This is a genomic window from Mycobacterium tilburgii (genome assembly GCF_902168065.1).
GTDB classification, from domain to species: domain Bacteria; phylum Actinomycetota; class Actinomycetes; order Mycobacteriales; family Mycobacteriaceae; genus Mycobacterium; species Mycobacterium tilburgii.
In genome coordinates, this window is record NZ_LR655711.1 from 30,609 (window position 1) to 50,488 (window position 19,880).

Genomic DNA, 19,880 nt, shown 5'->3' on the forward strand with positions numbered 1-19,880 from the left:
CTGCCGCTGGCGCGCCGTCACAGTTTCGGCTGGTCAAGATGCTCGTCGTTGATACGAGACTTCTTGCGGCGTAACAGCACTCGTCGGCTTCCGTCGGCGTAGAGACGCACCCTGGTCAGTTCCCACCCGCGATACTCCGCTTCGATGGACAGCCGGGTGGAGGCGCTGAGCCGCGTCACGTCCGGCGGCAGGCGCAACGGCGCCCATTCATAGTCGTCGGATATCTCCGTGTCCCAGCCTGCCGGGAGCCGACCCCACCACTGCGCGCTCAACGGTTGCCCGCCGCGTGCTCGATGACCTGGATCCCTGCCCTGGAGCCTGACACCACGTACAGGGTGTCCGCTGCTTCGTCATAGGCCAACGAGTTGGGTTGCTGCACTGTTGGGTAACGCACCTTTTCGACGGGAATTCCGGTTGCCAAATCGTAACCAATAACCATATTCGATGCGGTTTGTGACACCCAGGCCAATGTGCGCGAACCCGCCACTCCGTACGGGTCCTGTCGCACCGGGTAGGCCTGCCGCAGGATCAGCGGGTCGACGCCGTACACCAGCAATTCGCCGCCGCGGGTGTCGGCCACCAGGACGCGGCCCGCCGCGTCGGCGGCCATTGTGGTGGCGCCCTCGCCGGCCCGCAGCGACTGGGCGGCCCGGCCGTCGGGATCGATCGTCGTCACCGAGGTCTGTCCCCGGTCCAGCACCACCGTCGTATTGCCTTGTGTGACAAGCCAATCCACCCTGGCGAAGATCTTGTTCCGCTTCTCGACCGTCGCGGTGCCCGCATCGGCGGGGTGCGCCGCCAGCGTGTACACGGCACCGTTGGCGCTGCCCAGCACCAGCTTGCCGTCGGCGCGGCGCACGATCGCGGTGAAGTCCACACTCGCGGAATCGGCGACGTCCACCCGGCTGGTGTGGCCGGTCGACACCTCGACCCGGAAGTAGCCGCCGCGGGTCGCGAGGTAGGCTGCGCCGCGGCCGTCGCCGGCCAGCGCCGTCGCCGGGCCGGGCAGCGCGATGACCCGCGGGGCGACTTGCGCCGGGCCGAGCACCGCGACGGTGGCCGGGACGGCCGGGTCGGGGCCGGGAGCCAGGATCACCAGCTGATGGGCGCTGTTGTCGAAGATTGCCACGGCGGCGCGGCCGGGCAGCGGGTGCACCGTGCCGGCGGGCTGGACCGTTGCGGGCGGTGACTGCGCCGGGCGGGCCGCCTCGATGGTGGGCGGGGTGGTGTCGAGTGGATTCGACGAACAACCAGTCACCAACGTCAGCAAACTCAACGGTCCGATGACGGCGCGCTGAACTCGCCGTTTACCGATCCTATGGCGTGTTAGCAATAACCGACCTCGACGTGGCAGATGGGAAACTCACATTGTAAGGAACGGTTTCGCATCCAACTGGGCCATGTTGCGCACGCCAGCCCGTTCTGGAGAGGTACCGTCGGAGTATGACCGTCATGGCCGACTGGCGTGCCGCGTACAACAAGTTTGCTGTCGAGGACATCTCGACAGGAATTTTTGCAAGCGGCTACGGACAAGTTGGTGTTGGACGCACTTTTCGTTCCACCATATCGAGCACCGTTCGCTTGTCGTGGAAGTTTACCGGCCGCGCCTTTCCGGACCCGTTCCGCAGGCCGAAGACATGGTGGCCAGGGAGGTGCGCGGCCTGGTTGGTCTCGGACCTCATCGACGTGCGCAGGTTGACCGCTGCAGTGCGTGATTCCGTCGCCGCAGCGGTGCCCGTCGCTCGTTAGTCGCTGCGGATCGCGGCGGCCGGCCCCGGGTACGGTCGTCGTGACTGCGGTGTTGGCGATGTCTTGGTGGCAGGTGGTCGTCCTGTCCGTCGTGCAGGGGCTGACCGAATTCCTGCCGGTTTCCTCCTCCGGGCACCCGGCGAGCGTGTCGCGGGTATTCTTCGCCGACGACGCCGGCGCGTCGTTCACCGCGGTGACGCAGCTCGGTACCGAGGCTGCGGTGCTGGTGTACTTCGCGCGGGATATCTGGCGCATCCTCAGGGCCTGGTCCGCGGCCTGACCGCCGAGTCGCGGCGCGACCTCGACTACTGGATGGGCTGGTACGTCATCATCGGGAGCATCCCGATCTGTGTGCTGGGCCTGTATCTTCAAGGACGATATCCGTTCGGGGGTACTCAATCTCTGGGTTGTCGCCACGGCGATGGTGGCGTTCTCGGCGGTGATTGCGCTGGCCGAGTATCTGGGTCGGAAGACCCGGCACGGCGAGCAGCTGAATTGGCGGGACGCTGGTTGTGGGGACGGCGCAATGCCTGGCGCTGATTCCCGGTGTTTCGCGGTCCGGGTCGACGATCAGCGCCGGCCTGTTTTTGGGGCTCGACCGTGAGTTGTCGGCGCGCTTCGGCTTCCTGCTGACTATTCCCACGGTGTTCACCTCGGTGTTGCTCTCGATCCCGGACGCGTTTCACCCGGTGACGCGGGCATGAGCGCCACCGGCCCTCAGTGGGCGTGGCTATGCTGATCGCGTTCGTCATCGGCTTGTCCGCAGTGCCGTGGTTCCTGCGGTTCTTGGTTCAGCACAGCATGTATTGGTTCGTGGGTTACCGGGTGATCGTGGGAGGCGCCGTGTTGATCCTGCTGGCGACCGGGACGGTCGCGGCGACATGACCGTCATCCTGTTGCGGCACGGCCGTTCGACCTCCAACACCGCCGGCACGCTGGCCGGCCGCTCGGAGGGGGTGCACCTCGACATCAAGGGCCGCGAGCAGGCCGCCGGGTTGATCAATCGCCTCGGCGACCTACCGATCCGCGCCGTGGTCACCTCACCCCTGCTGCGCTGCCGCCGCACGATCGAACCGCTGGCCGAGCTGCTGTGCCTGGAGCCGCTGGTGGAGGAGCGTCTCGCCGAGGTGGACTACGGCAACTGGACGGGCCGCAAGATTAACGAGCTGGCCGAGGAGGAGCTGTGGTGGGTGGTGCAGGCGCATCCCAGCGCCGCGGTGTTTCCCGGCGGTGAAGGGTTGGCGCAGGTGCAGGCCCGCGCGGTGGCCGCGGTGCGAGAACACGACCAGCGGCTCGGTGCAGAGCACGACGGTGACGCGCTGTGGGTGGCTTGCACGCATGGTGACGTGATCAAGTCGCTGATCGCCGACGCGTATGGCATGCACCTGGACGGCTTCCAGCGCATCACGGCCGACCCGGCCTCGGTGAGTGTCATCCGGTACACCCCGCTGCGCCCGTTCGTGCTGCATGTCAACCACACCGGTGGCAGGCTGGCCGCCGGGCTGCGGGCCGGGCCCCCGCCCAAGAGCGACTCCGACGGCGACAAAGCCGAAGAGCCGCAACAACAGCCGACCGGCGCGGTGCCGTCCAGCGACGCTGTGGTCGGTGGGCCGACGGATTGATACGGGTTTTCTGATGCCGCAATTGGATCGAATCGCACTGCGACGGCAACAGCCGGTATTTTGGGAGATGTTATGCCTCGCGCAATTCACGTATTCCGCACTCCCGACCGCTTCGTGGCCGGGACCGTCGGCCAGCCCGGAAATCGCACCTTCTATATCCAGGCGGTCGGCGACTCCCGGGTCGTCTCGGTGGTGCTGGAAAAGCAACAGGTCGCGGTGCTGGCCGAACGTATCGGCGCGCTGTTGCTAGAGGTGAATCGGCGGTTCGGCACACCGGTCCCGCCGGAACCCTCCGAGATTGACGACCTCAACCCGCTCATCACCCCGGTCGACGCGGAATTCCGGGTCGGCACCATGGGCCTGGGCTGGGATTCGGAGGCGCAAACCGTGGTGGTCGAGCTGCTGGCGGTCACCGACGCCGAATTCGACGCCTCGGTGGTGCTCGATGATACCGACGAAGGTCCCGACGCGGTGCGCGTGTTCTTGACCCCGGAGTCGGCGCGCCAGTTCGCCACTCGGTCCACGCGCGTGATCTCGGCAGGGCGTCCGCCCTGCCCGCTGTGCGATGAGCCGCTGGATCCGGAGGGGCATATCTGCGCGCGCGCGAACGGATACAAGCGCGGCGCGCTGCTCGGGCCAGACGATGAACCCGAGGAATGACGAACGCGAGATCTTGCGGAACGGCGAGCTGACGGTTCTCGGGCGGATCCGCTCGGCTAGCAACGCCACCTTCCTGTGTGAGTCGACGCTCGGCGAGACCAGCGTGCACTGCGTGTACAAGCCGGTGGCCGGCGAGGCGCCTCTGTGGGGTTTCCGGACAGGACGCTGGCCGGACGCGAACTGTCAGCCTATCTGGTGTCCGCGCACCTGGGCTGGAACCTGGTTCCTTACACCATCATTCGGCACTGGCATGCCGGTCCGGGCATGCTGCAGCAGTGGATCCAGCATCCCGGCGAGGCGGTGGACGCCGATCCGCGGTCGGGGTCGGATCCGGTCGACTTGTTTCCCGCCGGCCAGCCGCGGCCGGGGTATCTGCCGGTGTTGCTGACGTAGGACTATGCCGGCGACGAGGTCATCCTGATGCGTGCCGATGACATCCGGCTGTGGCGGATGGCGATGTTCGACGTGCTAGTCAACAGCGCCGACCGCAAGGGCGGGCAGATTCTGCGCGATCTGGACGGCCACATCTACCCGGGACCACAATTTGGCATAGCTGATGAATCTCGAATCGTGGCAAGGAAGTTCAGCGTGGAGCGGCCGGTGACGGGATCGGTGACCACCTCGCGGACACGCTGCCCCAACGCCGGCTGATCGGCATAGCCCGCCGCCCACGTCGATGTCTTCAACGGCGATGCGGCGCTGACCGGTCTGGATGATGCTGAGATACCGCATGAGTTCCTCGACCGCAGTCGCGATCACCTTCGGATCCTCGGTGTCGCAGAGCAATTGCCGCTGGTCGGGGTACTCGAGTAACGCCGCGATGCTCAGGCTGATCATGTTCGCGGTCGTCTCGTGACCGGCGATCAGCACACCGAGGGCGAGTTGGGCCGCCTCGCGCACGCTGAGTTCGTCGGCGTTGACGCGCTCCGCCAGGTCGGAAACCAGATCCTTGGAAGGGTTCTCCATCCGCGTGCGGATCAGCTTGGCTATGTACTTCGCCAGTGAGGCGGCGCCTCTTCGGTCGCGTAGCGCCCGGCGCCCCGCTGCGCCTGCTCCTGAAAGAAATCCGCATCTTCATACGGAACGCCAACGGCTCGCTGATCACCAGTGACGGCACCGGCAGCGCTAGGGTACTGACGACGTCGCCCGGCGTGGGGCCGGCCAGTAGCGCGTCGATTCGCTCGTCGACGATCTTCTGCACGGGCGGGACGCAACCCTTCAACACGCCTGAAGGTGAACGGTTTTGACAATATCCGGCGGTAGCGGGTGTGCTCCTCGGCGTTGGAGGTGAACACCGAACGGTGCCGCTTGTGCACGGTTGCCCATTCCCTCGTTCCAGTGCGGGTGTCTGGGCAGCCGGTCGTCGACGCTGGTGCGCGCATCGGTGAACAGTGTCCGGATGGCCTCGTAACCGTGAATCAGCCATGGCGTGCTGCCATCCCAGATCCGCACCCGGATGAGCTGCCTAGTCTTGTTGAGCGCCAACGATTCCGGGGGGGCGAGAGGACAACGCGGGTCCCGTGTCATGGGAAGTCGGGGACTTCGGTGGCGGCAGCGGTCGAGATGTCGGTCATCGTGCTCCTCGCTGGTTTCGGGGTCAGTCACCCGCCGCGTTCACGTGCACCGGCGCTCGCCATAGTCCGATTGCGTCGATCAACCCCTCGCCGGCCACGGGCCAGCTGGACCGTGCGCGCGGCGCGTGCTCTGCCAGGCGCCTTCGTGCTCGGCGCAGGTGTGCATCAACAGGTTTCGGACCATTACGATCCACTCGGAGCGCACCCGTTTGGGCAGATTCGGCAGGTACCGGTTGATGCCCTCGATGCTGCGCACCAGCTTCGGGTACGCCAGCGCGTCCTTGGTGACGACGTGGCGATAGGTCGGGTCGGCCATCGCCTGGGTGGTGAACCGCGCACACCAGCTGGGGGTGCCCAACGCGGCCAGATGGTCGGTGAGTGGCCGCACCAAAATGCTGACCCAGTCCCGCAACTCGGTCGAATCGCCGATCTCGTGTAACATCTGCGCCCGCAGCTCTTCGATCGGTTCATGGTGTTTGCTTTCGATCGCTCGCAGCAGTTCGATCCTGGTGCCGAAGTGGTAACACACCGCGGCGCCGGCCGCCTCGCTGATCTGCCGGTTGGACACGGCATACATGCCGCGCTCGGCGAATAGCCACTCGGCGGCCGACAGAATCGCTTCACGGGTACCCGTCGACCGCTGCGGTCGCATCGTCGGTTCGGCTTTCACCGCCTTAACAAACACCGCCCCCAGGATTAAATCAAGAAGTTTATTTAACGGCGTGCCGCGCAGCGCGGGAAGCGGCGCAGGTTCAGCCGCCGAGCCCCTTCTTGACCGCGTCGTCTTGCTTCTGGCCGACGTCGCTGACGAAGTCGGGCGGCGGAAGCGTGTCGGCGGGGCCGTCGAACTCCATCATCACCAAGACCTTGCCCTCGGTGAACAGCAGTGCCGCAATGCCTTTCGAATTGTCGGTGGAATTCCCGGAAACCAGCGTTCCGTCGGTGCCGACCTTGACCGGATCGGTGGCCGGGTGCTTGATGATGCCCCCTTGTCCCGATTTCGCGACGTTTAATGCGGCGGTCGCGGCGCCCGGATCGTCGTAGACCTGGATCGTGTCCGTGATGACGTGGCTGTTGTCCTGGGTGCTGAACACGACGGACGCGCCGGGCTGGCCGTTCGGGTTGCTGGTCGGCGGCGCCGCCGTGAAGGGGACCGGGGCGTCGATGTCGCTGGCCTGAATCAGCCACGCCGTGTAGTCGTTGGGTTGTACCGGCACTGGGGCGGCCGAGGATGTCGGCGCCGGAGCGGCCGCAGAGGTCGATGAGGTGGCCAATCCCGACTTGGTCGGCGCACTGGTTTTGTTGCCGCCACAGCCGGTGACCGTCAGCGCCAGCGCCGTCACGCCGATGACTCCCGCGACCACTGATTGTGAAAGCCTCATCGCATAGTGCTCCTTTGGGCTAGGTCAGGCGACGGGGTCGGTGACACCCCAAGGGCACAGTACAGTGCAGGCGCCGTCGGGCCGCCCAGGCACGATTTTTGCAGGCTATTCCAGCTGGTCACGCAGGGATGTGAGGGTGTTGGCCAAGATTCGCGAAACCTGCATTTGTGACACTCCGATAAGTTCCGCGATCTGACTCTGGGGCATCGATTCGAAGAACCACATATGCAGAACTTCGCGTTCGCGCGCCGGGAGCGCGGTGATTAGGGCACGCACCGCTTCCCGGTTGGTGATGTGGTCGATTTGCGGGTCCGCTCCTCCGACCGAGTCGGCCAACAGGCGCGTCTTGCCCGAGCTGTCGGCGCCCACCGGCGCGTCCAGGGATTCCAGCTGGTAGGCGTCGCCGGCGACGAGAGATTCGACGATTTCCTCGTGTGCGACGCCGAGTTCCTCCGACAGCTCACGAGCCGTCGGAGCGCGGCCTAACCGCTGCACTAAATCTGCTGTGGCCCTGCCGATTTGGACGTGAAGTTCACGCAGCCGGCGGGGGACCCGCATGCCCCAGCTGTAGTCGCGGAAATGGCGGCGAACCTCGCCCATCATGGTGGGAATCGCGAACCCGATGAAGCTCGGTCCTTTGTCCGGATCGAACCGGTTGATCGCGTTCATCAACCCCAGGCGGGCGACTTGGGTCAGGTCATCAAGACCCTCGCCGCGCCGCGCGAAATGTCGAGCCACATGGTCGGCCAGCGGCAGGCATCGATTCACGATGCGCTCGCGCTGCCGGCGATATTCGTGTGATTCGGCCGGCATGGAGCGCAGCACCATGAACATTTCGACCACGTCGTCGTAGGAATCGTCATTGCGCGTAGATGCCGGGCGGGCCAGCCTGGTGGGTGTGAGTGCTTCGGTCATTGTGCGTGGCGCCCTTTCGCCGTTAAGAATTTCGCGAAAGGAACTGCGTACCAACGGTTTTGCATTGCGGCACTTCCTTCGAAGTCGCGTGCAGGGGTATCGCAGGCGTACGCACGGCACTCCACTGCACCAGAGATCCGTCGACACGGATTGGTGGCGCAGCGCACGCATCGCGGGGATGGGGCAACCGGATTAACTGAAGTTCGCCGGAGCCATAACCCAACAGCCGTGCGGCTGACTGACCGCTTTTAGCTAAACGGCGACGTGTCCAGAACGAACCCTATTATTAATGCTACGCTATGCGGGCAGATTGCATGATCGGATCTCGGACGCCCGGCTCCTGAGCAACCTCGCTCAAGGGCGGAACCACGCCGTCGGGAGCGTGTTGCGGATCGCCAGCAAACATAAATTGACATCAGAGTCAACCGCTGCGATGCTGACGCCCTCGGTTCTCACCTCGCGGCCCGCTGGGTACGCTTCGGCGAATGTGCGTGACCGGCGCCGGGCGCCCACCCCGATGAGCGGCCCAGGCGAGCTGTTGGCCGGCCGGGGTGCAGTCGTTTCCGGGGACAGCCGCGGGGCCGCCGGCGTGACTGGAGCGGCCGATGACGAACGCATTGCGCAGCTTCTCGTCGACACCTGTTGAGGCACGTTCGGACGCCTCGACGTCATCAACTGCGCCGGCATCGCCGAACCTCCCAGCTCGTCGATCCTCGACATCTCCGCCGACGACGTCAATCGGCTGATCAACGCGCACGTCGGCACGGTGTTTCACACCTGCCGGGTCGCGGCAGGTGTGCTGGTCACGCAGGGGTACGGGGTGATCATCAACACCAGCTCCGTCGTCTTCCTCGGCGATTACGGCGGCACCGGCTACGCGGCCGGCAAGGGAGCCGTCAACGGTCTGACCGTGGCGATCGCCGCGGAGCTCAAAGGAAAAGGCGCCCGGGCCAACGTCGTCTGCCCGGGCGCACGGACGCGACTGTCCAGTGGCGCCGAGTACGAGAACCACAACGAGGATCTGCACCGTCGCGGCCTGCTGGACGACTGACCAGGCAAGCCTCGCTGGACAGCGCGTCACCTGGTTTTGTGACCTCGCTCTACGCGTACCTCGCCAACAACCTGGCGTGTGACATAACCGGTCAGATCCTGGTCGCTGCAAGCGGATTCGTCGGCCGCTTCGACCGGCCCACGCCAGCACTGCTCGGTTATCGCGACCGTCACGGCGCGTAGCCGTGGTCGATCCAGGAGCTGCACCAGATGATCGCCGCAGTAGGCTGATACTTCGCTGTCGTCCACCAGGCATACAGCAAGCGGAGTGTGGCGAAGGTAACTTCCGTTGGCCAACCGAACGGCCCGCAACCTTGAACCGATTTGCGTGCGGCAACGTATCGAGGAAAGTGACGAGCCGAAGCAAGGTAGCCGATAAGCAACGGCCGAGCCGGCCCGGACCCGGGGGGCGGATGTTGCAGCGTGATCGGGTAGGCGTCGGCAGTCAGGTCAGCTGTCTGCCACCCGGGCAGGCCGGATCGGAGCAACCGTTGCGGGTCCTGGTGGTGGGCGCGGTATCTCGGTGGCCCGCGGCCTGTTGTGAGACGGGCACGACGTCACCGTGTTCGATCAGCGCGCCGACATCCAGGCTGGTGGCGGGGCGGTGACCAGTTGGTCCAACGGCGAGACGGTGTTGCGGCAGCTCGGTGTCGACATGGGTGGGGGCCGGTCAGCTGTTGTCCAGCGTGCGTGTGCGCACCTCGACGGGACGCCGGATCGCCACCATCGACTTGGGCGCTCTGGCGCAGCGGCTGGGCGCGCCGGTGCGGATGGTTCCTTGCCAGGTCCTGCTGGAACGGCTGATGAATGACTTCCCGCGCGAAGTCATTCGGCGCCGCGCCCGCGCGACCCGGGTCATCACGCTGCCCGACGGCGTGGCCGTCGGTTTCGACGACGGCAGCGTGGTCGAGGGCGACCTGCTGATCGGGGCCGACGGCCTGCATTCTGTTATCCGCGATGGGGTCGGCGCCCCGGCCGCAGAAGCGACCGGATGGTGCAGCTGGCAGGGACCGGTGAGCGTTCCGGAAATCGTCGACCGGGAGAGCGCCTACATCGTGGTCGGCGAGCGGGGCAACTGCGGTGGCTGGGCGCTGACCAGTTTCGTGCGATTGACCAGCCACCCCGGCATCGCCGCACAGGTCGGTCGCGATCTCGCGGTGTCCGGCCCGGTCGGTTCCTGACGCGATGACCACCAGCCCGGTCACCGATTCGTCCACGCGGACCGACACCGTGCGCGTTCGATGCGATTTCGACGCGCCCTCACGCTGGCTCTGGCTGGTCAAATGGTGCATGCTGGCTGTGCCGCACTATCCCATCCTGATACTTCATCTACCTGGTCTATCCGCCGATGGCGCTGATTGCGTGCATCGCAATCCTGATCACGGGCCGCTACCCGCGCCCGATCGTCGCGTTCAATGTCGGCGTGCTGCGCTGGTCGTGGCGCGTGATGAACTACCGCTTCCCGATGAACAGCACCGACCGGTACCCGCCCTTCACCCTGGCGGCCCGGCCCGACTACCCGGGCGATCTCGAGATCGAGTATCCCGAGCAGCTGTCGCGATGGGCAGTACCGGTGAAGTGGTGGCTGCTGGGGCTGCCACAGAGACCGCTGTGCTGGCGATGGAACCGTTGTTGCAGGTGCTCACCGTGATTGCCGCCGCGGCATTGTTGGGCACCGGTTCCATCCCGCAGGGCGGGTTCGATCTGCTGGTGGGCATTTGTCGATGGCGCTACCGAGTCGCGGCGTATGTATCGTTGATGTGTGACGAATATACGACATTCCGGATGGATCTAGGTGGCCATTAAACGCGCTAATCCCTTATTTACCTACGTGTATCGCGCATCGGAACCTCCAAGTCCCGCCAGCTCGGCGCGCCCATCGTAGACGTAATTCGGTGCCGGCACGGCGTGGCGGATATCGCTGAGCAGTCGGTGCCGGGCGCGGCGGCGATCTGCAGACTGGTCGCCACCGGGCGATCGAACCAGGACCGCAACCGATCCAGGCTCATGCCGACCGTGCCGCTGACCGTGGAGAAGTAGGGACTAGGGCCAGCATCCTGGCCTGTTGCACGCCGTGCGGGGTTTGCATCCGCAGCGGATCGCCGACCCGGACGTGCAGCGTCTTGCCGAGGTTCTGGGTGAGCACGACGCCGTGCCCGGCGAGCACCTGGTCACGCGTCTGTTGGTCCAGCGCCCGGTACAAGGGATCGGCGGTGCCGGAGGCGAATCCGTCGAGCATCACCCGGGTGCCGCCGACTTCGGCGAACCCGAAGGCGCCCTCGGCCACGTGGGCGACACCGGGCAGCACGGCCAGCTTCTCGGAAAGTCCTTGCGGCAGCGCATCAGTGGGGTAGGTGTCGGGGGCGCGCGCCACCGCGACCCGCTGCATCTGCCCACCGGACAATTCCGCCGGCCGGTGGTCGGTCCGGTTCCCCAACCAGATCCGCTCCAACAGCCGAATCGCATCCGGCTTGGCCTTGCCCAGACGGACTCCGTCCAGCAGCTTGGGCACGGCGACGTTCTCCCGCTCCGACAGGGTCGGCAGCAGGTTGAAGAACTGGAAGATGAGACTGAGCGCTGCTCAGTTACCTCATGGGCGCCCATCGGACTCAAACACCTCCCCACCGTCCAGCCTCCCAGCCCACCGGCCGATACACCGAACCGAAGCGCCGGCATGTGGTCTTCTTCAATAATTCCGGCAAACGCGTGCCCGGCGAGCCGACGCGCTTGCTCCGCTTCAGCGCGGGGTATCCGTCGTGAAATGCGGCGACGCGGCCAAATCAGCGAAGTTTCCGGCAGGGAGCGTGAGACTGTATAAGCCTATGCAGAACCACGACTACCTGACCTACGAAGAGTTCGGACGCAGATTCTTCGAGGTCGCCGTCACCCCTGAACGGGTCGCCGCGGCGCTCGCAAAAATCGCCGGCAACGAGTTCGCGATGGAACCGATCGCTCAGGGTCCCGGCGGCATCGCCAAGGTGAGCGCCAACGTCAAGATCCACGACCCGCGCGTGACACGACGGTTGGGTGACAATATCACCTTCGTCATCCACATTCCGCTGTCCATCGACCTGCTGCTGGACCTGCGGCTGGACAAGCAGCGATTCCAGGTTTCCGGCGACATCGCCCTGCGCGCGACGGTGCGGGCCGCCGAACCCCTGGTGCTGATCGTCGACGTCGCCAAGCCGCGGCCGTCGGACATCACGGTCAATGTGTCGTCGAAGTCCTTTCGCGGCGAGATCCTGCGGATCCTGGCCGGTGTCGACGGGGAGATCGGCCGATCCATCGCGCAATACGTCGCCGACGAAATCGATGCGCCGGAATCACAAACCGCACAGGTCATCGATGTGGCCGAAAAGCTGAACGAGGCCTGGCCCTAACGAGCCGCCGGGGCGTTTACCGGTTCCACCCGCGTGGGTATGCGCCGCCGAACGGCTGCGAACCGGCCCCCGTACCACGAGGAGCGACAACCTTGGCGCAAGTAGATGTTTCGACCAAGTCCGAGCTGAACCTGGCCGCCGCCTGGAAACTAGCCTCCGACCTGGGCCGCTTCGACGAATGGATGACGATCTTCGGTGGCTAGCGCGGCGAGATACCGACCACGATCGAGCGGGAACGAAGGTCTCGTCGTGCATCAAGGTCAAGGATTTCCGCAATGTCGTGCACTGGACGGTCACCCCCGCTACGACGGACCCGAATCGATTGAGCTGCAAGGCCGCGGCCAGGGCGAAATCAGGCTCGTCGTGGCCATGGAGGTCACGGACACCCATCCGGGGCTCGATTTTTACCTCAACACCGACATCAGCGGCGGCGTCCTGAGCGGACCGATCGGCAAGGTGGTGGCCCGCGTCCTGCGCTCCGATGTGCGTAAGTCGGTGGAAACCTGGCCGCAATGCACTGATTCGGCATTCACTCACCGGGTGGGATGGCCGGCGAACCGGTCGCGTTCGGCCTGGCGGATCCGCCGACGGTCCATACCGAGCCAGTCCAGGCCGGCTCCCAACGCCATCAGCCCGACGATCGCCGCGGCGACACCGCCGTCGACCTGACCAAGAGCGAAGTTGGCGATACACACGCCGAGCGCGAGGACGGCCGCCCCGAACACGAGGAGCGCCGGGGTCCGCACCGAGTCCGGCGGCGGGTCTTCGGCCCGGCCACCGAAGCGATCACCGACCGAGTCGCGTCCGTTGTGCTTCATCAGCACCTTCCATAGCTCCCGTGCGTACAGCCCTTCCCGACAGCTACCCGAAAGACGGCCTGTCCAAACGGTTTCGGTGGCTGCTCAGCCCGGATCGGGCGGCAAAACCCGGCGTACCGGTCGCGTTTCGATGGAGTGGACCGTCAACGCGCGCCGGCGGATCCGCCATCCGCTGGCAGTCGCCTGATACTCGTCGACGTAGCGCAGATGCCAGACCACGTCGAACACGTCATCGGCGCGCTGCGTCCAGCGCTAGGCAACACAGGCGATACGCCCGCGCGCCGTGCCCTGCCGCGGCCCCAGGTCGTACACCTCACCGACAATCGCGTACTCGGTGCGCGTCACCGCGGCGACCGCCGCCAGCACTGTCGCGATGGCTGACCGGCCGCGATGCACGTGAACAGGGGTCAGCGTAGGGAGGCTCCGGCGCGTCCAGCTCCCCATCGTTAGTTAAAAGTGCTGCCACAGAATCGAATTGGCGGTCGTCGATACCCGCGGCGTAACGGTGCACCAAATCGGTGAGGGCGGCCCGGTCGTCCGCGGAGACGGTCATGGGCTAGATGGCCGGTGGCGTCAGCGTCGTTCGCACGGCCTCGGCCAGGGCGGCGGCCCGCCGATCGGTTAACACATCCTCGAGCTTGACCGGGCAACCGTCGGGACCGGTCAGCGGAACCCGCCAGTTTTGGGTATTCGTCGGTGGTTACCATCTTGCTGCCAAACCCTAGCCGGAACGATGCGGGGGAGGGCAGGGATATTTTGCTGGCCACCGAGCGCTTTTCCCGATCGCACCGCGCCGCCGAGGCATCCGCTCGACAGGACGGGTTGGCCCTACGCCGCTACGATCCGTGTGAGCATACGATTTATTCGGGCTGGGGGGATTCCGTGGGGACGGGCTAAACTACCAGCTCAGCGGTGCTTGCCGGCAAGGCGGCAGTCGCGGTCACCGACGGGCGGGCGACCGGATCGATGGACACAACGAGGCTTGGGAGTGAACGCCACATTGCGCAACATGGCGAGGGCATTGCGCGTGACTTACCGTTATCGATGTGATTCGCGCTCTGGACGGTGTCTAGGCGTTCTAGAAGACCGGATGGTGGCTTAGTGGCGGAAGACAGTCGCGGGCAGCGCGGCTCGGGGTACGGCCTCGGGTTATCGACGCGCACGCAGGTGACCGGCTATCAGTTCCTCGCTCGCCGGACGTCCATGGCGCTGACCCGGTGGCGGGTCCGCATGGAGGTCGAGCCCGGACGGCGCCAGACGCTCGCCATCGTGGCGTCGGTGTCCGCGGCGGTGGTGATCTGCCTGGGCGCGTTGCTGTATTCGTTCATCAGCCCGGCCGGGCAGGTGGGCGATTCGCCGATCATCGCCGACCGCGACTCGGGGGCGCTGTATGTCCGCGTCGGCGACAAGCTGTACCCGGCGCTGAACCTGGCATCGGCCCGATTGATCACCGGGTGGCCGGACAACCCGCATTTGGTGCGGTCCAGCCAGATCGCGAACGTTCCGCGCGGTCCGATGGTGGGCATCCCCGGCGCACCGTCGACTTTCGGTGCGAAGACCCCGACGTCGTCGTCGTGGCTGATCTGCGACACAGTCTCCGACTCGACCGGCGTCGGCTCACCCTCGGGCGTCACGGTGACGGTGATCGACGGCACGCCGGATCTCAACAATCGCCACCGGGTCTTGAACGGCTCCGACGCGGTGGTGTTGAGCTACAGCGGCGACACCTGGGTCATTAGGGAGGGACGCCGGTCACGGATCGACGCGGCCAACCGCTCGGTGCTGTTGCCGCTCGGGTTGACGCCGGAACAGATCAGCATGGCCAAGCCGATGAGCCGCGCGTTGTTTGACGCGCTGCCGGTCGGCCCCGAACTGGCCGTGCCCGAGGTACAGAACGCGGGCGCCCCGGCGACCTTCCCCGGCGCGCCGGGACCGATCGGGACGATCCTAGTCACACCTCAGATCAGTGGGCCGCAACAGTATTCGCTGGTGCTCGCTGATGGTGTGCAGACCTTGCCCCCGCTGGTCGCCCAAATCATGCAGAACGCCGGCGGTGCGAACAACACCAAGCCGGTGACCGTGGAACCGGTCCTGTTGGCGAAGATGCCGGTCGTCAACAAGCTGGATCTGTCGTCCTACCCCGATAACCCGCTGAATGTCACGGACCTGCGGGAGAACCCGTCGACCTGCTGGTGGTGGCAGAAGAACAGCGGCGAAAACCGCGCTCGCATCCAGGTGGTGTCCGGACCGACCATTCTGGTCGCCCAGTCGGAGACGAAAAAGATTGTCTCACTGGTGAAGTCAGACACCACCGGCCGCACCGCCGACCAGGTCTACTTCGGGCCCAACTTCGCCAACTTCGTGGCGGTCACCGGTAACGACCCCGGCGCCAAAACCACCGAATCAATATGGTGGGTGACCGACGCCGGTGCCCGATTCGGCGTCGACGACACCCGCGACGTTCGGGAGGCTCTGGGTTTGCAAACCACCCCGAGCCTGGCGCCCTGGGTGGCGCTCCGACTCCTTCCGCAGGGCCCGACGTTGTCGAGGGCTGATGCGTTGGTGCAGCACGACACCCTCCCGATGGACACATCCCCTGCAGAGTTGGTGGTACCGAAGTGAAGCGTGGATTTGCCCGGCCGCAACCGGAGAAGCCTCCGGGCATCAAGCCGGAAAACATCGTCCTCCCCACCCCGCTGAGCATTCCGCCGCCTGAGGGTAAGCCCTGGTGGATGGTCGTGGTTGGCGTTCTGGTGGTCGGTCTGCTGATCGGCATGATCGCCATGACGTTCGCCAGCGGCTCGCGCGTTTTCGGCGGCGCCGGTGCGATCTTCCCGATCTTCATGATCGGCGGCGTCGCGATGATGATGTTCGGCGGCCGGTTCGGCGGTCAGCAGCAGATGAGCCGGCCGAAGCTTGACTCGATGCGCGCCCAGTTCATGCTGATGCTGGACATGCTGCGCGAGACCGCGCACGAGTCGGCCGACAGCATGGACGCCAACTACCGCTGGTTCCACCCGGCTCCGGACACCCTGAGCGCCGCCGTCGGATCGCCGCGGATGTGGGAACGCCAACCCGACGGCAAGGACCTCAACTTCGGTGTCGTCCGCGTGGGTGTGGGGATGACGCGGCCCGAGGTGACCTGGGGTGAGCCCCAGAACATGCCGACCGACATCGAGCTCGAACCCGTGACCGGTAAGGCGCTGCAGGAATTCGGCCGCTACCAAAGCGTCGTCTACAACCTGCCCAAGATGGTCTCGCTGCTCGTCGAGCCGTGGTACGCGCTGGTCGGGGACCGCCCGCAGGTTCTGGGGCTGATGCGGGCTGTTATCTGCCAGCTAGCCTTCTCGCACGGCCCCGACCACGTGCAGATGGTGGTCGTCAGTTCGGATCTGGACGAATGGGACTGGGTCAAATGGCTGCCGCACTTCGGTGACTCCCGGCGCCAGGACGCGGCCGGCAACGCACGGATGGTCTACAGCTCGGTGCGCGAGTTCGCTGCTGAGCAGGCCGAATTGTTCGCCGGGCGTGGATCTTTCACGCCTCGCCACGCCAGCTCGTCGGCGCAGACGCCGACACCGCACACGGTGATCATCGCCGACGTCGTCGATCCCCAGTGGGAGTATGTCATCAGCGCCGAGGGTGTCGACGGTGTGACGTTCTTCGACCTGACCGGGGCCCCGATGTGGATGTCGGTGCCGGAGCGGACGCTGCGGTTCTGCGACAAGGGCGTGATCGAGGCGCTGCCCCGCGACCGCGATACCTGGATGGTGATCGACGACAAGCCGTGGTTCTTCGCGCTCACTGACCAGCTTAGCGCCATCGAGGCCGAGGAGTTCGCGCAGAAGCTGGCGCACTGGCGCCTCGCGGAGGCCTACGAGGAGATCGGCCAGCGGGTCGCCCATATCGGCGCTCGGGACATCTTGTCCTACTACGGAATCGACGATCCGGGAAACATCGACTTCAATTCGCTGTGGGGTTCCCGGACCGACACGATGGGCCGGTCACGGTTGCGGGTGCCGTTCGGCAACCGCTCCGACAACGGCGAATTGCTGTTCCTGGACATGAAATCACTGGACGAGGGCGGCGACGGCCCGCACGGCGTCATGTCCGGAACAACCGGTTCCGGTAAGTCGACGCTGGTGCGCACCGTGATCGAGTCGCTGATGCTCGCCCACCCGCCGGAGGAGTTGCAGTTCGTCCTGGCTGACCTCAAGGGTGGGTCGGCGGTGAAGCCCTTCGCGGGCGTGCCGCACGTCTCCCGGATTATCACCGACCTCGAAGAAGACCAGGCGTTGATGGAACGGTTCCTGGACGCGCTGTGGGGTGAGATCGCCCGTCGTAAGGCGGTGTGCGACAACGCCGGTGTCGACGACGCCAAGGAATACAACTCGGTGCGGGCCCGGATGCGCGCTCGCGGTCATGACATGCCGCCGTTGCCGATGCTCGTGGTAGTCATCGACGAGTTCTACGAGTGGTTCCGCATCATGCCGACCGCGGTCGACGTCCTCGACTCCATCGGCCGGCAGGGTCGCGCGTACTGGATCCACCTGATGATGGCCTCGCAGACCATCGAAAGCCGCGCCGAGAAACTCATGGAAAACATGGGTTACCGCCTGGTGCTCAAGGCGCGTACCGCGGGTGCGGCGCAGGCGGCCGGTGTGCCCAACGCCGTGAACCTGCCCGCACAGGCCGGTCTGGGGTATTTTCGCCGGAGTCTGGAGGACATCGTCCGGTTCCAGGCCGAGTTCCTGTGGCGCGACTACTACGCCCGGGGCGTCGACGCCGACGGTGAAGAAACGCCGGTGCTGGTGCACAGCATCGATTACATTCGCCCGCAGCTGTTCACCACGGCGTTCACCCCGCTCGAGGTCAGCATCGGCGGCCCGGAGCTCGAGCCGCAGGCCATCATCGGCAACGGCGAGCTGCTTAACGTGGACCCGGTCGGGGTCGAGGAAGAAGACGAAGAGGGCATCCGGACGCCCAAGGTCGGCACCGAGATCATAAACCAGCTCCGCAACATCGACTTCGAGCCGTACCGGTTGTGGCAGCCGCCGCTGACCCAGCCCGTCGCGATCGACGACCTGGTCAACCGGTTCCTGGGCCGGCCGTGGCACCAGGACTACGGCATCGCCCGGGATCTGGTGTTCCCGATCGGCATCATCGACCGGCCGTTCAAGCACGATCAGCCGCCGTGGACGGTCGACACCTCCGGGCCGGGCGCCAACGTCCTGATCCTGGGTGCCGGCGGTGCCGGCAAGACGACGGCGCTGCAGACACTGATCTGCGCGGCGGCGCTGACCCACACACCCGAGCAGGTCCAGTTCTACTGCCTGGCCTACAGCAGCACCGCATTGACGACGATCGCGCGTCTTCCGCACGTGGGTGAGGTCGCTGGTCCGACCGACCCGTACGGCGTCCGCCGGACGGTGGCCGAGCTGCTGGCGCTGGTGCGTGACCGCAAGTGCAGTTTCCTCGAATACGGGATTGCGTCGATGGACGTCTTCCGGCGCCGCAAGTTCGGCGGCGACGCCGGTCCGGTGCCCAACGACGGTTTCGGCGATGTGTATCTGGTGATCGACAACTACCGGGCCCTCGCCGAGGAGAACGAGGTGCTGATTGAGCAGGTCAATCAGATCATCAACCAGGGCCCCTCGTTCGGGGTGCACGTGGTGGTGACGGCCGACCGCGAATCGGAGCTGCGGCCGCCGGTGCGTAGCGGTTTCGGTTCCCGCATCGAATTGCGCCTGGCTGCAGTCGAAGACGCCAAGTTGGTGCGCTCCCGTTTCGCCAAGGATGTTCCGGTCAAGCCGGGACGCGGCATGGTCGCGGTCAACTACGTGCGGCTGGACAGCGATCCTCAAGCGGGCCTGCACACCTTGGTGGCCCGGCCGGCGATGGCCAGCACTCCGGACAACATCTTCGAATCCGACAGTGTCATCGCGGCCGTCAGCCGGCTGGCCAGTGGCCAGGCGCCTCCGGTGCGCCGGCTGCCAGCCCGGCTCGGGGTGGAGCAGGTCCGCGAGCTGGCTGCCCGCGACCACCGCCAGGGCGTCGGTGTGGGCGGAATCGCCTGGGCCATCTCCGAATTGGATTTGGCGCCGGTGTACCTAAACTTCAACGAGAACGCGCACCTGATGGTGACCGGCCGGCGCGAGTGCGGCCGCACCACGACGCTGGCCACGATCATGTCCGAGATCGGGCGGCTGTATGCGCCCGGATCCAGCACCGCGCCGCCACCGCCGGAGGGCAAGCCGTCGGCGCAGGTGTGGCTGATAGACCCGCGCCGTCAGCTGCTGACCACGCTGGGCACAGAGTACGTGGAGAAGTTCGCCTACAACTTGGACGGCGTGCACGCCATGGTGGGCGAGCTGGCGGCCATGCTGGCCACCCGCCAGCCCCCGCCCGGTCTATCCGCCGAGGAACTGCTGTCGCGGTCGTGGTGGAGCGGTCCGGAGATCTTCCTGATCGTCGACGACATCCAGCAGCTGCCGCCCGGCTTCGACTCACCGCTGCAACAGATCGCTCCGTGGGTGACGCGGGCCGCCGACGTCGGTCTGCACGTCCTGGTCACCCGCACGTTCGGTGGTTGGTCGTCGGCGGGCAGCGACCCGATCCTGCGGGCCCTGCTCCAGGCGAACACGCCGTTGCTGGTGATGGACGCCGACCCGGACGGGGGCTTCATCCGCGGGCAGGTGGAGGGCGGCCCGCTGGCCGGGGCTCTTCTACG

The 19,880-nt window shown here is 65.9% G+C and carries 11 protein-coding genes and 12 pseudogenes; 12 read left to right on the forward strand and 11 right to left on the reverse strand.

Features of this window, described 5'->3' with window-relative positions; genetic code table 11:
• Positions 1-17: 17 nt before the first annotated feature.
• Both FQ389_RS10395 and FQ389_RS10400 read right to left on the reverse strand, forming a co-directional pair.
• Entirely contained in the window at positions 18-272 is a 255-nt protein-coding gene (locus tag FQ389_RS10395) for a DUF5703 family protein (RefSeq protein ID WP_144207375.1), read from the reverse strand.
• Positions 269-1,315 (reverse strand): YncE family protein, encoded by a 1,047-nt coding sequence (locus FQ389_RS10400; RefSeq protein WP_144207410.1) that lies wholly within the window; start codon positions 1,313-1,315, stop codon positions 269-271. The genes FQ389_RS10395 and FQ389_RS10400 overlap by 4 nt, the downstream gene beginning before the upstream one ends.
• 128 nt (positions 1,316-1,443) lie before the next feature.
• Between FQ389_RS10400 and FQ389_RS10405 the strand changes: the two are divergent.
• From FQ389_RS10405 to FQ389_RS10425, 5 genes and pseudogenes are all read left to right on the forward strand, one after another.
• A pseudogene (locus tag FQ389_RS10405) lies at positions 1,444-1,749 on the forward strand (hypothetical protein).
• 58 nt (positions 1,750-1,807) lie between these two features.
• A pseudogene (locus FQ389_RS10410) lies at positions 1,808-2,634 on the forward strand (undecaprenyl-diphosphate phosphatase).
• A complete protein-coding gene (locus tag FQ389_RS10415; RefSeq protein WP_144207378.1) occupies positions 2,631-3,371 on the forward strand; it encodes a histidine phosphatase family protein in 741 nt (246 codons plus the stop codon). Before FQ389_RS10410 ends, FQ389_RS10415 begins: the two are co-directional and overlap by 4 nt.
• A gap of 72 nt (positions 3,372-3,443) precedes the next feature.
• Positions 3,444-4,031 carry a DUF3090 domain-containing protein gene (locus FQ389_RS10420; protein WP_069400416.1) on the forward strand — a complete coding sequence of 196 codons (588 nt, stop codon included), beginning with the start codon at positions 3,444-3,446 and terminating at the stop codon, positions 4,029-4,031.
• A pseudogene (locus FQ389_RS10425) lies at positions 4,015-4,562 on the forward strand (SCO1664 family protein); the annotation flags it as partial. The gene FQ389_RS10420 and the pseudogene FQ389_RS10425, both read left to right, overlap by 17 nt.
• A 117-nt stretch (positions 4,563-4,679) precedes the next feature.
• Here the strand turns inward: FQ389_RS10425 and FQ389_RS10430 are convergent.
• The 4 genes and pseudogenes from FQ389_RS10430 to FQ389_RS10445 form a co-directional block, all read right to left on the reverse strand.
• Positions 4,680-5,605 (reverse strand): annotated as a pseudogene (locus FQ389_RS10430) (cytochrome P450); the annotation flags it as partial.
• Positions 5,606-5,628: 23 nt separating this feature from the next.
• Positions 5,629-6,257: pseudogene (locus FQ389_RS10435) on the reverse strand (TetR/AcrR family transcriptional regulator).
• Positions 6,258-6,357: 100 nt separating this feature from the next.
• A complete protein-coding gene (locus tag FQ389_RS10440; protein WP_144207381.1) occupies positions 6,358-6,987 on the reverse strand; it encodes a hypothetical protein in 630 nt (209 codons plus the stop codon).
• A gap of 105 nt (positions 6,988-7,092) precedes the next feature.
• The gene (locus FQ389_RS10445) at positions 7,093-7,902 is read right to left on the reverse strand and encodes a SigB/SigF/SigG family RNA polymerase sigma factor (RefSeq protein WP_144207384.1); all 810 of its coding nucleotides are present in this window, start codon (positions 7,900-7,902) and stop codon (positions 7,093-7,095) included.
• A 517-nt stretch (positions 7,903-8,419) separates the two neighbouring features.
• On the opposite strand from FQ389_RS10445, the pseudogene FQ389_RS10450 reads away from it, so the two are divergent.
• The 3 genes and pseudogenes from FQ389_RS10450 (at position 8,420) to FQ389_RS10460 (ending at position 10,758) form a co-directional block, all read left to right on the forward strand.
• Positions 8,420-9,135 (forward strand): annotated as a pseudogene (locus FQ389_RS10450) (SDR family NAD(P)-dependent oxidoreductase).
• A 464-nt stretch (positions 9,136-9,599) separates the two neighbouring features.
• Positions 9,600-10,133 (forward strand): Rossmann-fold NAD(P)-binding domain-containing protein, encoded by a 534-nt coding sequence (locus FQ389_RS10455; protein ID WP_144207387.1) that lies wholly within the window; start codon positions 9,600-9,602, stop codon positions 10,131-10,133.
• A gap of 4 nt (positions 10,134-10,137) precedes the next feature.
• Positions 10,138-10,758: pseudogene (locus tag FQ389_RS10460) on the forward strand (DUF4389 domain-containing protein).
• A 48-nt stretch (positions 10,759-10,806) separates the two neighbouring features.
• On the opposite strand, the pseudogene FQ389_RS10465 reads toward FQ389_RS10460, so the two are convergent.
• Both FQ389_RS10465 and FQ389_RS10470 read right to left on the reverse strand, forming a co-directional pair.
• Positions 10,807-11,323 (reverse strand): annotated as a pseudogene (locus FQ389_RS10465) (ABC transporter permease); the annotation flags it as partial.
• Positions 11,308-11,527, reverse strand: a pseudogene (locus FQ389_RS10470) (ATP-binding cassette domain-containing protein); the annotation flags it as partial. The pseudogenes FQ389_RS10470 and FQ389_RS10465, both read right to left, overlap by 16 nt.
• A 247-nt stretch (positions 11,528-11,774) precedes the next feature.
• Between FQ389_RS10470 and FQ389_RS10475 the strand changes: the two are divergent.
• The gene (locus FQ389_RS10475; RefSeq protein WP_144207390.1) at positions 11,775-12,332 is read left to right on the forward strand and encodes a hypothetical protein; all 558 of its coding nucleotides are present in this window, start codon (positions 11,775-11,777) and stop codon (positions 12,330-12,332) included.
• Positions 12,333-12,424: 92 nt separating this feature from the next.
• Positions 12,425-12,830, forward strand: a pseudogene (locus FQ389_RS10480) (type II toxin-antitoxin system Rv0910 family toxin); the annotation flags it as partial.
• Positions 12,831-12,865: 35 nt separating this feature from the next.
• On the opposite strand, the gene FQ389_RS10485 reads toward FQ389_RS10480, so the two are convergent.
• The 3 genes and pseudogenes from FQ389_RS10485 to FQ389_RS19830 form a co-directional block, all read right to left on the reverse strand.
• Positions 12,866-13,150 carry a LapA family protein gene (locus FQ389_RS10485; RefSeq protein ID WP_186296356.1) on the reverse strand — a complete coding sequence of 95 codons (285 nt, stop codon included), beginning with the start codon at positions 13,148-13,150 and terminating at the stop codon, positions 12,866-12,868.
• Positions 13,151-13,234: 84 nt separating this feature from the next.
• Positions 13,235-13,703, reverse strand: a pseudogene (locus FQ389_RS10490) (nuclear transport factor 2 family protein).
• A 3-nt stretch (positions 13,704-13,706) separates the two neighbouring features.
• A pseudogene (locus tag FQ389_RS19830) lies at positions 13,707-13,851 on the reverse strand (hypothetical protein); the annotation flags it as partial.
• A gap of 400 nt (positions 13,852-14,251) precedes the next feature.
• Here FQ389_RS19830 and eccB point away from each other — a divergent pair.
• Positions 14,252-15,772 carry a type VII secretion protein EccB gene (gene eccB, locus FQ389_RS10495; protein ID WP_144207393.1) on the forward strand — a complete coding sequence of 507 codons (1,521 nt, stop codon included), beginning with the start codon at positions 14,252-14,254 and terminating at the stop codon, positions 15,770-15,772.
• Positions 15,769-19,880, forward strand: a 4,112-nt coding sequence (gene eccCa / locus FQ389_RS10500; RefSeq protein ID WP_144207395.1) for a type VII secretion protein EccCa, incomplete at its 3' end; no start/stop codon positions are given. The genes eccB and eccCa, both read left to right, overlap by 4 nt.

Excerpts from the sequence above, each read along its gene's own strand:
- FQ389_RS10475 (WP_144207390.1), top strand. The coding sequence starts at position 11,775 with ATGCAGAACCACGACTACCTGACCTACGAAGAGTTCGGACGCAGATTC.
- FQ389_RS10440 (WP_144207381.1), bottom strand. The coding sequence starts at position 6,987 with ATGAGGCTTTCACAATCAGTGGTCGCGGGAGTCATCGGCGTGACGGCG.
- FQ389_RS10485 (WP_186296356.1), bottom strand. The coding sequence starts at position 13,150 with ATGAAGCACAACGGACGCGACTCGGTCGGTGATCGCTTCGGTGGCCGG.
- FQ389_RS10415 (WP_144207378.1), top strand. The coding sequence starts at position 2,631 with ATGACCGTCATCCTGTTGCGGCACGGCCGTTCGACCTCCAACACCGCC.
- FQ389_RS10445 (WP_144207384.1), bottom strand. The coding sequence starts at position 7,902 with ATGACCGAAGCACTCACACCCACCAGGCTGGCCCGCCCGGCATCTACG.
- FQ389_RS10420 (WP_069400416.1), top strand. The coding sequence starts at position 3,444 with ATGCCTCGCGCAATTCACGTATTCCGCACTCCCGACCGCTTCGTGGCC.